Raw genomic sequence first — 11,787 nt, 5'->3', positions numbered from 1 at the left:
GGCTCGCCGGACACCTCGACCGTGTCTGCCGGGTCGGCGCTCGGGCTCTGCGCTGTCGACGCACTCGTCACCCGGCGATCGTAGGCTGCCAGAGTGTCGTGTGGCGCCCGTCGTCCCTGATACCGGTATTCGCTGTCGATGAAGGAGACGATGTCGTGGGTGAAATGTCCGAAGCTGGGCGCCTGATCCTGCTCGGTGCCCCGCTCGGCAACCCCGCCGACGCCTCGGTGCGGTTCCGGGAGGTGCTGGCCAGCGCCGACGTGGTGGCCGCCGAGGACACCCGCCGCCTCACCCGGCTGGCCCGCGACCTCGACATCACCGTCGGCGGCCGGATCGTCTCCTACTTCGAGGGCAACGAGGAACGGCGTACGCCCGAACTGGTCGAGGTCATCCTCGGCGGGTACGCGGTGGCGCTGGTGACCGACGGCGGCATGCCGAGCGTCTCCGACCCGGGATACCGGCTGGTCCGGGCCGCGCTGGACGTCGGGGCGCCGGTCACCGTGGCACCCGGGCCCAGCGCGGTGACCACCGCCCTCGCCGTCTCCGGGCTGCCCTGTGACCGGTTCTGCTTCGAGGGGTTCCTGCCCCGCAGCGGGGGCGCCCGCCGGTCCCGGCTGCGCGCGCTCGCCGCCGAGGAGCGCACCCTCGTCTTCTTCGAGGCGCCGCACCGGATCGGCGCGGCGCTCGCCGACCTGGCCGAGACGTTCGGCGCGGACCGGCCGGCCGCGCTCTGCCGGGAACTCACCAAGACCTACGAGGAGGTGCTCCGCCGCCCCCTCGGCGAGTTGGCCCGCTGGGCCGCCGAGGGCGATCCGCGCGGGGAGATCACCCTGGTGGTGGCCGGCTCGCCGGTGACCGCCCCGGAACGCCCCGACGACGACACCCTGCGCGCGGCCGTCGCTGAGCGGGAGGCCACCGGCCGGTCCCGCCGGGACGCCATCACCGACGTCGCCACCGAATACTCGCTGCGCCGCCGCGACGTCTACACGATCGTGCACGCCTGACCCGGGTTCGGTGTTCGGGGGCTCGTTCTGGCGTTGGCAATGCTCCGGCCCGCAGCCGAACCGTCGGCGCATGGGGTCAGGCAGGCTAAACTAAGCCCTTAGCTAACCACGGAGGTTGCGCCATGTCGGCTGAGGCAGTGCACTACAACATGCATGATGCCAAGACCCATCTGTCGCGCATCATCGAACGGGTGGAGCACGGCGAGGAGATCATCATCGACCGGGCCGGGACGCCTGTGGCAAAGGTCGTGCCCCTGGTCCGGCGGGCCAACCGCACCGCCGTCGGCTCCCTCGCCGGGCAACTGGACCTCTCCGGCGACTGGGACTCACCAGAAACCAACGCCGAGATCGCCGCCGACTTCGGCATCGGCGCATGACCCTGCTGCTGGACACTCACGTCGCGCTCTGGGCCATCACCGGTGACGCGACCCTCGGCGCCGAGTTCCTCGACCGGCTACGCCACGAGCCGGACATCTTCCTCTCCCCGGTCACACTCTGGGAGATCACCATCAAACAGAGTACGGGGAAACTCGCCGGGCCTACTGACCTCGCAGAGCGGGTCAGAGACATGGGCTTCCGGGAACTCCCGGTGACCTACGCCCACGCCATCGCCGCTGTCCGCCTGCCGCCACACCACCGCGACCCCTTCGACCGCATGTTGGTGGCCCAGGCGATCACCGAGAACCTCACCCTGGCCTCTCGCGACGCGTCGATGGCCCTGTACGACGTGGACGTCCTCAAGGTGTGATCGGGCGGGCCCGAGCCATTCCAGAGCGGCCGCCAGACCCGAGTCTGAACCGTGGATCAAGAGTCGGCGGGCTCACCAGGCAGCGGCGAGGAAGCCGAGGGTGATCAGCGCCGGGCCGGCGAGAGCCGCGGCCACCGCCCAGCGGCGGTGTCGCCGGCCGGGCAGCCGGGCCGACCCCGTCCACCGGACGATGCCGGCGGCGCAGCCGAGCACCGCCAGCAGCCCGGGCAGCCAGCGCAGGTGTCGGCTCGCGCCGGTGTCGGCGTACACGGTGCCGCCGTCCGGACCGGTCATCCGCGCCCGCAGCGCCGCCCCGGGGGTGCCACCTCCGGCGGGTACGCCGCTGACCCGTACCCCGTGGGCCAGGAACCGCCCGTCGTCGGCGGTGAAGATGCCCCGGCACCGCTGGGTGAGACCGCCTCCGGTGCAGTGGTCGATCACCACCGTGCCGTCGCGCCCGTGCCCGACCGCGAGCCAGAACGGGCCGGCGCTGACCCAGGCGAAGAAGGCCGCGACCAGGCTCAGCAGCACCAGCGCGGTCAGTCCAGGCAGCGGGTCCGGCAACGCGGTCGTCCGCGAGGCGGGACGGCGAGCCCGCATCGTGGCACGAGGCTCGGGGGCGACGTCCTCGCGGATCGGGGTGCCGTCCCAGTGCACCTCCTCGATCGGGGCCCAGAACGCGCCCTCGTCGTCCGGCGGCCGGTCCCCGTGGACCCGGTGAACATCTCGTCGACGGCTCTGCTGGCGTACCGGCACCCGGCGTGGCACCGCGTCCACCGGCGCCCCGGTGGTCGGCTCCACCTCGGCGGGGGCCCTGGCGGCCGGGTGCGCCACGGCGGGGGCCCTGGCGGCCGGGTGCGCCTCGCCGGATGCTCGGGCCGGGCTGGGCACGGGCGCCGTCGGGCTGGGCCGCGCCGGAGTGGGGACCGGCGCGGCCGGCGTGGGCCGGGCCGGGGTGGCCGCGAGCTCCGTCGAGGTGTCCCGCCGTGGCGCGGCTGCCCGCCCGGCCGGCGTGGGCCGCTGGTGGCCGGGCCGGTCGGGTTCGGCGGCGGGGACCAGCCGGGGTTGCGGCGCGACCCCGGCGGCCCGGGGTGCGCCCGGCTCGTCGCCGCCGGTCGGCCCGGTGGGACGCTCGTCGTGGTCCCGGGCCGCTCCTTCGCCAGTCACGACGTTCATTGCACACCGGTGGCCGAGGCAGATCGGGCAGCTGGGCCGCGTGTCGACGACAAATCGGACCAATGGGCGGGGTGGTCGGTCCGGTCCGGCGGCCCGGCACCCCCCATTGGTTCGCGGACGCCCCGGGCGGGTCACTAGGCTTGCTGCTCATGAGTCACGTTCTCGCGGCAGTGGCCTGGCCGTACGCCAACGGCCCCCGCCACATCGGCCACGTCTCCGGTTTCGGCGTTCCCTCCGACGTCTTCGCCCGGTACATGCGGATGGCCGGCCACGACGTGCTCATGGTCTCCGGCACCGACGAGCACGGCACCCCCATCCAGGTGCAGGCCGACGCCGACGGGGTCACCCCGCGCGAGCTGGCCGACCGGTACAACAGGGTGATCGTGGAGGACCTGCACGGCCTCGGGCTCTCCTACGACCTGTTCACCCGCACCACCACCCGCAACCACTACGCAGTGGTGCAGGAGCTGTTCGAGGGGATGTACCGCAACGGCTACATCGTGCCGAAGACCACCATGGGGGCGATCTCGCCGTCCACCGGGCGCACCCTGCCCGACCGGTACATCGAGGGCACCTGCCCGATCTGCGGGTACGACAGCGCGCGCGGCGACCAGTGCGACAACTGCGGCAACCAGCTCGACCCGATCGACCTGATCGACCCCAAGTCGCGGATCAACTCCGAGACCCCGAAGTTCGTCGAGACCGAGCACTTCTTCCTGGACCTGCCCGCCCTGGCCGACGTGCTCCGCCAGTGGCTGGACACCCGCGACGGGTGGCGGCCCAACGTGCTGCGGTTCTCCCGCAACCTGCTCGACGACCTCCAGCCCCGGGCGATCACCCGGGACCTGGAGTGGGGCGTACCGATCCCGCTGGACGGCTGGCGGGACCGCCCCGACAAGCGGATCTACGTCTGGTTCGACGCGGTCATCGGCTACCTGTCCGCCTCCATCGAGTGGGCCCGCCGCTCCGGCGATCCCGAGGCGTGGCGGAAGTGGTGGTCCGCCGACGGCCAGGGCAAGGACGCCCGGTCCTACTACTTCATGGGCAAGGACAACATCGTCTTCCACTCGGTGATCTGGCCGGCGCTGCTCTCCGGCTACTCCGGCGAGGGCTCCCGCGACGGCGAGCCGGGCGAGCTGGGCCGGCTCAACCTGCCCACCGAGGTGGTCTCCAGCGAATACCTGACCATGGAGGGGCGCAAGTTCTCCTCGTCCCGCAAGGTGGTCATCTACGTCCGCGACTTCCTGGAGCGCTACGACGCCGACGCGCTGCGCTACTTCATCGCCGCCGCCGGCCCGGAGAGCAACGACACCGACTTCACCTGGGCCGAGTTCCTGCGCCGCAACAACGACGAGCTGGTCGCCGGCTGGGGCAACCTGGTCAACCGGTGTGTCTCGATGGCCGCGAAGAACTTCGGGGCGATCCCGTCGATCGATCCGGCCGGCCTCACCGAGGCCGACGAGGCGCTGCTCGCGGTCGCCCGCGCCGGGTTCGACACCGTCGGCGACCTGATCGGCCGGCACCGGCAGAAGCAGGCCATCGGCGAGGCGATGAAGGTCGTCGCCGAGGCCAACAAGTACCTGTCCGAGCAGGCGCCGTGGAAGCTCAAGGCCGAGGCCGACAAGCCCCGCCAGGGCACCATCCTGCACGTCGCCCTCCAGGTGGTCAGCGACGCCAACACGCTGCTCACCCCGTTCCTGCCACACTCCGCGCAGCAGGTGCACGAGCTGCTGGGCGGCACCGGCGTGCACGCGCCGATGCCGGTCATCGAGCAGGTCGACGACCTGGACGGCGGGCCGGCCTACCCGGTGCTGACCGGGGACTACACGGTGGGCGCGCGCTGGGAGTCGGTGCCACTGGAGGTCGGTCGGCCGCTGGCCGCGCCGAAGCCGGTGTTCCGCAAGCTCGACCCGTCGATCGTCGACGAGGAACTGGCCCGACTGGCCGGCTGATCAGCGAACGGCGCGCGGCGGCGGGCTCTCCCACCGCCGCGCGCTGTCACATCACGTACCGGGTGTCCATGACCTGGTCGTCGCTCACCTCGGCGCCCGGCGCCCAGGTCTCGTAGACACCCCGGTCGTGGCACTGCGCGCCGGTGGCGATCACCGCGTCCGAGTCCGGGAAACGCAGCCGTAGCCGCAGCCAGCCGGCCTCCTCGCGCAGCACCAGGCACGACACGCCCCGCCACTGCGCGAACCGCAGCCGCCGGGCCACCGCCTCCACCGGGTAGCGGGCCGCCCGGGTCATCGCCAGCACCCGGAACCCGCCGGGCAGGTCGGCCACCGCCTCGTACTCGGTATCGCCGTGGAGGCCGACCAGCTGGGTGGAGCGCGGGGCGTCGCCGGTCGGCACGTACTCCTGGTCGGGAGAGAGGCCCGGCACCGCGGCCAGCAGGTGCCGCCACTGCGGGCCCACCATCCGCAGCCACGCGCGCTGCTCGGCCTGGTAGCTGTAGAGCACCACCTCGACGCCCTCGGCGGGGTAGGCGACAAGCGCCGCGTTCGCCGGCATGGGCAGGTCCGCGAAGTCCCGGGTGATGAACTCGGGGATGAGCTGGCCGTTGCTCGGCACGAAACCGGTCCCCAGCACCGGAGGGCCCAGCCGGTCCCGGGACGCCAACGCCGTCAGCCCCCGGTGCGCCTCGCCCACCGGCACGTCGTAGTCGCCCGGGTCGGCGGCCCGCCAGCGCAGCGCGTACGCCACGTCCGAGCCGTCCCGCCCGACGTCGCCGTCGGTGCGCAACACCGTGGTCGCCGACGGCGTACGCAGGTGCGCCACGTCGTGCTCGCGGTAGCAGAAGCCGTGCGGCAGCCAACCCCGCACGTACCCGGCGAGCTGCCGGGCGGAGAGCACCTTCACCATTCGGGTGCCGCGCCGGATGACCGCCGAGGCACGCACTGCGGCCAACACCGGGTCACCCGCCGCGGACGGCTGCTGGCTGAGCTGGTGTACGTGCGACCAGCCGTGTTCCCGGTGCGCCGGCATCATCAGCGGTGTCTCCGGCTCCTCGGCCGGCACGACGGCACCGTGCACCGCGCTCACCTCGGTGACGTGCACGAACCGACGCCACGGCAGGGCGCTGCCCGGACGCGGCGCCCGCTCGAAGCCGGCCACCTCCTCGGCGCTGAACAGCTCGTACGCGGCGCCCCGGGCGATCTCCTCGGCCGGGTAGACGCCGCCGCCGAACGCCACGCGCAGCCCGGTCCGTTCGCTGGCGGCGTCGCTCGCGTGGGGTGTGACGCTCACACCCCCGCCTCGCTCCGCTCGGCAGCGGCGCGAGACGCCACGCTGCTGTGCCTCATGGTTCGCTCGCTGCGCTCGCTCACCCGGCGACGGTAGAGTCGCGCGGCGTAGTCGAGGTGAACGCCGGGTGGCGGGCGGATGGACGGCCCCGGTGTGTGATGCTGTCGCTGATGAGCGAGCCGACTGAAACCCGCCGCGAACGTGCCGCCCGGCGGGCCGGAGAGTTCCCGCCCGCCCCCGAGCCGCTGCCCCGGCCGGTGCTGGACAGCCACACCCACCTGGACATCACCGTCAGCGAGGCCGGCGTACCCGGCGGCGGGCCGTCCGACGACCCGGTCGCCACGGCGATCACGGTGGCCAGCAAGGTGGGCGTGGACCGACTGGTCCAGGTGGGCGTGGACGTAGCCTCCTCGCGGTGGGGCGCGGACATCGCCGAGGCGTATCCCGCCGTGCTGGCCACCGTGGCGCTGCACCCCAACGAGGTGCCCCGGCTGGCCGACCTCGACGAGGCCCTGCGGGAGATCGAGTCGCTGGCCGCCCGCGACCGGGTCCGGGGGATCGGCGAGACCGGCATGGACTTCTTCCGCACCGGCGACGAGGGGCGCGCGGCGCAGGAGACGAGCTTCCGGGCGCACATCGCCATCGCCAAGCGGTACGGGCGGACGCTGGTCATCCACGACCGGGACGCGCACGCCGACGTGCTGCGGATCCTCGACGACGAGGGCGCACCGGACACGGTGGTGCTGCACTGCTTCTCCGGTGACGCCGAGTTCGCCCGCGAGTGCGTGCGTCGGGGCTACCTGCTCAGCTTCGCCGGCACCGTCACGTTCGGCAGCGCCACGGCCCTGCGCGAGGCCGCCGCGCTCACCCCGCTGGACCAGATCCTGGTGGAGACCGACGCCCCCTACCTCACCCCGACCCCGCACCGGGGCCGGCCGAACGCGTCGTACCTCATCCCGCTCACCGTGCGGTCCCTCGCCGCGACCACCGGCAGCGACCTGGATGAGCTGTGCGCGGCCATCTCCGCCACCGGCGACCGGGCCTTCGGCCCGTGGTGAGCCCACCCCCATCGCCCGCCCAAACGTTAGGAAGGGCACCTTGCAATCGCCTGGTGTTGTACAAGGGGCCCTTCCTAACGGTGGGGTGGGGGCGCATACGCTGCCAGCCATGACCGGTCTCCTCGGCCCGGCGGAGATCCGGGAGCTGGCCGCCCGGCTGGGCGTCGCGCCCACCAAGAAGCTTGGCCAGAACTTCGTGCACGACCCGAACACGGTGCGGCGGATCGTCACCGCCGCCGGCCTGACCCCCGACGACGTGGCCCTGGAGGTGGGCCCCGGGCTCGGCTCACTCACCCTGGGGCTGCTGCCGGTCGCCGGGCACGTGCACGCCGTGGAGATCGACCCGGTGCTCGCCGGCGCGCTGCCGGAGACCGCCGCCCGGCACGCCGGGGCGGACGCCGCCCGGCTCACCGTGCACCGCGCCGACGCGCTGCGCATCGCCGCCTCCGAGCTGGCCGACCCGCCGCCGACCGCGCTGGTCGCGAACCTGCCCTACAACGTCGCCGTACCCGTGGTGCTGCACCTGCTCGCCGAGCTGCCCAGCCTCCGGCACGGCCTGGTGATGGTGCAGAAGGAGGTCGCCGACCGGCTCGTCGCCGGTCCCGGCTCCAAGGTGTACGGCATCCCGTCGGTCAAGCTCGCCTGGTACGCCCACGCCCGAGGCGCCGGTAAGGTGCCGCCGAACGTGTTCTGGCCGGTGCCCAACGTCGACTCCGGTCTGGTCGCCTTCACCTGCCACGAGCCGCCCCGCGCCGACGTGCCGCGGGAGCGGGTCTTCGCCGTCGTGGACGCGGCGTTCGCGCAGCGCCGCAAGACCCTGCGCGCCGCGCTGGCCGGCTGGGCCGGTGGCCCGGACCGGGCCGCCGCCGCGCTGACCGCAGCCGGCGTCGACCCCGGGGCCCGGGGGGAGTCCCTGACCGTCGAGCAGTTCGCCGCCATCGCCGCGTCGGCCCCGGTCGGTACGCCGGCCGCGAAGTAGGCTGACGCCGTGCCCGCCGAGGAGGTGTACGAGTGACCGCGCAGCCGATCGAGCCCGCCGCCCAGGGGATGTGGGGCCCGGATCCCGTCCGGCAGCGACTGGCCAACCACACCATCGAGGACGTGCTGGCCCTGCCCGGCGACGCCCCCCGCGTCGAGCTACGTGACGGAGTCCTCGTCGTGGTCCCTTCCCCCACCTATGACCACCAGAACATCAGCAGCCTGCTCTGGATGTGGCTGCGACAGCACGCCCCGCTGGATCTGTCGCCCGCTACCGCCGTCGGAGTGGCGCTCAACCACCGCAACACCCTTGAACCGGACGTGGTGCTACTACGCCGGCCCCTTGTCGGTACAAGCCACTACTTCGACGCCGAGCAGGTCATGCTGGCCGTCGAGGTCGTCTCGCCCGGCACCCGACGGCGGGACCGGCTGGAGAAGCCGGCCGACTACGCCGATGCCGGGATCCCGCACTACTGGCGGATCGAGCAGAATCCGGTGCACGTGTACGCGTACGACCTGGTCGACGGCCGCTACGAGCTGGCCGCCGACTTTGCCGAGGAGCTGATCGTGGCCAAGCCGTTCGACATCCGCCTGCGCGTTCGGGACATCACCCCGTGACCGAGGCCTGGCGACCGGACGACGAGGACGAGCGACGCGGGGCCGCCGGGCCGGTGAAGGTCCGGGTGCCCGCCAAGGTGAACCTGCACCTCGGGGTGGGCCCGCTGCGCCGCGACGGCTACCACGAGCTGAACACCGTCTATCACGCCATCTCCATCCACGACGAGCTGACCGCCCGCCGGGGCGACACGCTGGCGTTGACCATGGAGGGTGAGGGCACCGGCGAGCTGGCGCTGGACGACTCCAACCTGGTGATCCGCGCCGCGCACGCCCTGGCCGGGTACGCGGGGGTGCTGCCGCACGCCCGCCTGCACCTGCGCAAGCAGATCCCGCTCGCCGGAGGGCTGGCCGGCGGCAGCGCCGACGCGGCCGCCGCGCTGGTGGCCTGTGACGCGCTGTGGGGCACCGGGCTGTCCCGGGACGAGCTGGCCGGGATCGCCGCCGACCTGGGCTCCGACGTGCCGTTCCTGATCTACGGCGGCACCGCGCTGGGCACCGGCCGGGGTGAGGCGGTCAGCCCGGTACTGGCCCGGGCCACCTCGTGGCACTGGGTCGTGGCGATCGCCGACGTCGGCCTGTCCACCCCTGCCGCGTACCGCGAGCTGGATCGGCTGCGCGACTCCGGCGCCGCCGGCGCCCCGCTGGGCAGCACCGACGCGCTGCTGGGCGCGCTGCGTCAACGTGACCCCCGGGTCCTCGCCCGGACGCTCGGCAACGACCTGCAGGATGCCGCGCTGGCCATGCGGCCCGCCCTGGCCGACACCCTCAAGGCTGGCGAGGCAGCCGGCGCGCTCACCGGCATCGTCTCCGGCTCCGGCCCGACCTGCGTCTTTCTCGCCGCGGACGCCGCCGACGCCGAGCGGATCGCCGTCGAGCTGACCAGCGCCGGTGTGTGCCGGGAGGCACGGGTCGCGCACGGGCCCGTGGCGGGCGCGCGCGTCGGCTGACGTCGCGTCCCGGACGGCCCGCGCGGCGCGGGTGGCCGGGACGTCCGCGTACCCTTGGGTTCAGGCGTCCCGAGGTGCCCGCCGGCACCCGGACGCCTTGATCTTGAAGGGTGGAACGTGGCCAACATCGTCAATCTGGACCGGGTGTCCAAGGGGTACGGCGCCGCCGGGCGGCTGCTCACGGACGTCTCGCTCGGCCTGGACGACGCCGACCGGATCGGTGTGGTCGGCCTCAACGGCGCCGGCAAGTCCACCCTGCTGCGCCTGCTCACCAAGCAGGAGGATCCCGACGACGGTCGGGTCACCCACCGCCGCGACCTGCGCGTGCTCTGGCTGCCGCAGCAGCTCACCCTCGCTCCGGACGCCACCGTCCGGGACGTCGTGCTGGGCACGGCCTGGCTCGGTGAGGGCATGGGCGCCGAGCACGAGTGGGCCGGTGACGCCGGCGTCCGCAACATCCTCGACGGCCTCGGCATGCCGCACCTCGGCCTCGACCAGCCGGTCGGCCCGATGTCCGGTGGCGAACGGCGGCGGGTGGCGCTCGCCGCGCTGCTCGTCCGCGACTCGGACCTGCTGATCCTCGACGAGCCCACCAACCACCTGGACGTCGGCGGTGTCGACTGGCTGGCCCGGCACCTGGTCGGCCGCAAGGGCGCCCTCGTCGTGGTCACCCACGACCGGTGGTTCCTGGACGCCGTCTGCACCACCACCTGGGAGGTCGCCGACCAGACCGTCCGGGCGTACGAGGGTGGCTTCGCCGCCTGGACCCTCGCCCGCGCCGAGCGTGAACGCGTCGCCGCCGCCACCGAGGCCCGTCGGCAGAACCTGCTTCGCAAGGAGATCGCCTGGCTGCGGCGCGGCCCACCGGCCCGGACCTCCAAGCCGCAGTTCCGCATCGACGCCGCGAACGCGCTGATCGCCGACGTGCCGCCGGCCCGCGACACCATGTCGTTGCAGCGCATGGCCGTGTCCCGGCTCGGCAAGCAGGTGTACGAGCTGGAGAACGTCGAGCTGCACGCCGGGCCGAAGGAGATCCTGCGCGACGCCACCTGGCTGGTCGGCCCCGGCGACCGGATCGCCATCCTCGGCGCCAACGGCGCTGGCAAGACCACCCTGCTGCGGATGCTCGCCGGCATCACCCGCCCCGACGGCGGCCGCCTCGGCACCGGCTCCACGGTGCGACCGGCGTTCCTCTCCCAGGAACTCGCCGAGCTGCCCGGTCACCTGCGGGTGCTGGAGGCCGTCGAGGAGGTCGCCCGCCGGGTGCAGCTCGGCGACCGGGAGGTCTCCGCCGCCCAGCTCGCCGAGGTCTTCGGGTTCGACGACCGCAGGCTCTGGACGCCCGTCAGCGACCTGTCCGGCGGTGAGCGTCGCCGGTTGCAGATGCTGCGGCTGCTCGCCGGTGAGCCCAACGTGCTGCTCTTCGACGAGCCCACCAACGACCTGGACACCGACACTCTGGCCGCGCTGGAGGACCTGCTCGACTCCTGGCCCGGCACGATCATCGTGGCCAGCCACGACCGTTACCTCATCGAGCGCGTCACCGACACGGCGTACGGGATGTTCGGCGACGGCCGGCTCGTGCACCTGCCCGGTGGCGTCGACGAGTACCTCGCGCGGACCGCCGAGCGAGCCGGCGCCACCCGGGCGGGTGGGACCGGCTCGGTCGCGCCGGCGGGGCCCACCGGGGGTGGCATGTCCGCCGCCGAGGTGCGCCAGGCCCGCAAGGAGCTGACCCGGCTGGAACGGCAGCTCGGCAAGCTCGACCAGCGCGAGGTGACCCTGCTCGACCAACTCGCCGCCGACGCCACCGACTACGCCCGCGTCGCCGAGCTGGACACCCAGCTCAAGGATCTGCGCGCCGAACGGGAACGGATCGAGGAGACCTGGATAACCCTCGCGGAGGACCTGCCCGAGGGCTGAGTGGGCCGGGCACGCCGGCGCGGGGGCCGTGTGCGGCGTCACACCGACACATGCGGGACAATCGTCGGCGACACCTCACCCTTGGAGACTCA

The 11,787-nt window shown here is 73.4% G+C and carries 11 protein-coding genes; 9 read left to right on the top strand and 2 right to left on the bottom strand.

All coding sequences use genetic code 11. From position 1 onward, the window contains the following. Window positions 1-164: 164 nt before the first annotated feature. The 3 genes from rsmI to OG505_RS23100 all read left to right on the top strand — a co-directional run bounded on the left by rsmI (window position 165) and on the right by OG505_RS23100 (window position 1,752). Window positions 165-1,004 carry a 16S rRNA (cytidine(1402)-2'-O)-methyltransferase gene (gene rsmI / locus OG505_RS23110; RefSeq protein ID WP_405427479.1) on the top strand — a complete coding sequence of 280 codons (840 nt, stop codon included), beginning with the start codon at window positions 165-167 and terminating at the stop codon, window positions 1,002-1,004. Window positions 1,005-1,126: 122 nt separating this feature from the next. Further along, complete coding sequence (locus OG505_RS23105) at window positions 1,127-1,381, top strand: type II toxin-antitoxin system Phd/YefM family antitoxin (protein ID WP_405427477.1); 255 nt, start codon at window positions 1,127-1,129, stop codon at window positions 1,379-1,381. After that, a complete protein-coding gene (locus OG505_RS23100) occupies window positions 1,378-1,752 on the top strand; it encodes a type II toxin-antitoxin system VapC family toxin (protein WP_405427475.1) in 375 nt (124 codons plus the stop codon). The genes OG505_RS23105 and OG505_RS23100 overlap by 4 nt, the downstream gene beginning before the upstream one ends. Before the next feature lie 72 nt (window positions 1,753-1,824). Here OG505_RS23100 and OG505_RS23095 read toward each other — a convergent pair whose 3' ends face one another. Beyond that, a complete protein-coding gene (locus OG505_RS23095; protein WP_405427473.1) occupies window positions 1,825-2,919 on the bottom strand; it encodes a hypothetical protein in 1,095 nt (364 codons plus the stop codon). Between the two features lie 158 nt (window positions 2,920-3,077). Here OG505_RS23095 and metG point away from each other — a divergent pair, with 158 nt between their 5' ends. Further along, window positions 3,078-4,880, top strand: a complete 1,803-nt coding sequence (gene metG, locus OG505_RS23090) for a methionine--tRNA ligase (RefSeq protein ID WP_405427471.1) — start codon at window positions 3,078-3,080, stop codon at window positions 4,878-4,880. A gap of 46 nt (window positions 4,881-4,926) precedes the next feature. Here metG and OG505_RS23085 read toward each other — a convergent pair whose 3' ends face one another. Then, window positions 4,927-6,174 (bottom strand): hypothetical protein, encoded by a 1,248-nt coding sequence (locus OG505_RS23085; RefSeq protein ID WP_405427469.1) that lies wholly within the window; start codon window positions 6,172-6,174, stop codon window positions 4,927-4,929. Between the two features lie 155 nt (window positions 6,175-6,329). Here OG505_RS23085 and OG505_RS23080 point away from each other — a divergent pair, with 155 nt between their 5' ends. From OG505_RS23080 to OG505_RS23060, 5 genes are all read left to right on the top strand, one after another. Next, window positions 6,330-7,229, top strand: coding sequence for a TatD family hydrolase (locus OG505_RS23080; protein ID WP_405427467.1), 900 nt, complete (start codon window positions 6,330-6,332; stop codon window positions 7,227-7,229). Between the two features lie 109 nt (window positions 7,230-7,338). Beyond that, on the top strand, window positions 7,339-8,208 hold the full coding sequence (gene rsmA, locus OG505_RS23075; protein ID WP_405427465.1) for a 16S rRNA (adenine(1518)-N(6)/adenine(1519)-N(6))-dimethyltransferase RsmA: 870 nt from the start codon (window positions 7,339-7,341) through the stop codon (window positions 8,206-8,208). A gap of 32 nt (window positions 8,209-8,240) precedes the next feature. Then, window positions 8,241-8,825, top strand: coding sequence for a Uma2 family endonuclease (locus OG505_RS23070; protein ID WP_405427463.1), 585 nt, complete (start codon window positions 8,241-8,243; stop codon window positions 8,823-8,825). Continuing rightward, entirely contained in the window at window positions 8,822-9,772 is a 951-nt protein-coding gene (locus OG505_RS23065; protein ID WP_405427461.1) for a 4-(cytidine 5'-diphospho)-2-C-methyl-D-erythritol kinase, read from the top strand. The genes OG505_RS23070 and OG505_RS23065 overlap by 4 nt, the downstream gene beginning before the upstream one ends. 117 nt (window positions 9,773-9,889) lie before the next feature. After that, window positions 9,890-11,695 (top strand): ABC-F family ATP-binding cassette domain-containing protein, encoded by a 1,806-nt coding sequence (locus OG505_RS23060; RefSeq protein ID WP_405427459.1) that lies wholly within the window; start codon window positions 9,890-9,892, stop codon window positions 11,693-11,695. Window positions 11,696-11,787: the final 92 nt, after the last annotated feature.

The organism is Micromonospora sp. NBC_00617 (genome assembly GCF_045161355.1).
GTDB lineage: Bacteria > Actinomycetota > Actinomycetes > Mycobacteriales > Micromonosporaceae > Micromonospora.
The sequence above is the reverse complement of the archived record's forward strand: the minus strand, read 5'-3'. Positions and strand labels throughout refer to the sequence as shown.

What these genes read in the sequence shown, in the direction of transcription:
- rsmA (WP_405427465.1), top strand. Translation starts at nt 7,339, where the DNA reads ATGACCGGTCTCCTCGGCCCGGCGGAGATCCGGGAGCTGGCCGCCCGG.
- metG (WP_405427471.1), top strand. Translation starts at nt 3,078, where the DNA reads ATGAGTCACGTTCTCGCGGCAGTGGCCTGGCCGTACGCCAACGGCCCC.
- OG505_RS23105 (WP_405427477.1), top strand. Translation starts at nt 1,127, where the DNA reads ATGTCGGCTGAGGCAGTGCACTACAACATGCATGATGCCAAGACCCAT.
- OG505_RS23080 (WP_405427467.1), top strand. Translation starts at nt 6,330, where the DNA reads ATGCTGTCGCTGATGAGCGAGCCGACTGAAACCCGCCGCGAACGTGCC.
- rsmI (WP_405427479.1), top strand. Translation starts at nt 165, where the DNA reads ATGTCCGAAGCTGGGCGCCTGATCCTGCTCGGTGCCCCGCTCGGCAAC.
- OG505_RS23100 (WP_405427475.1), top strand. Translation starts at nt 1,378, where the DNA reads ATGACCCTGCTGCTGGACACTCACGTCGCGCTCTGGGCCATCACCGGT.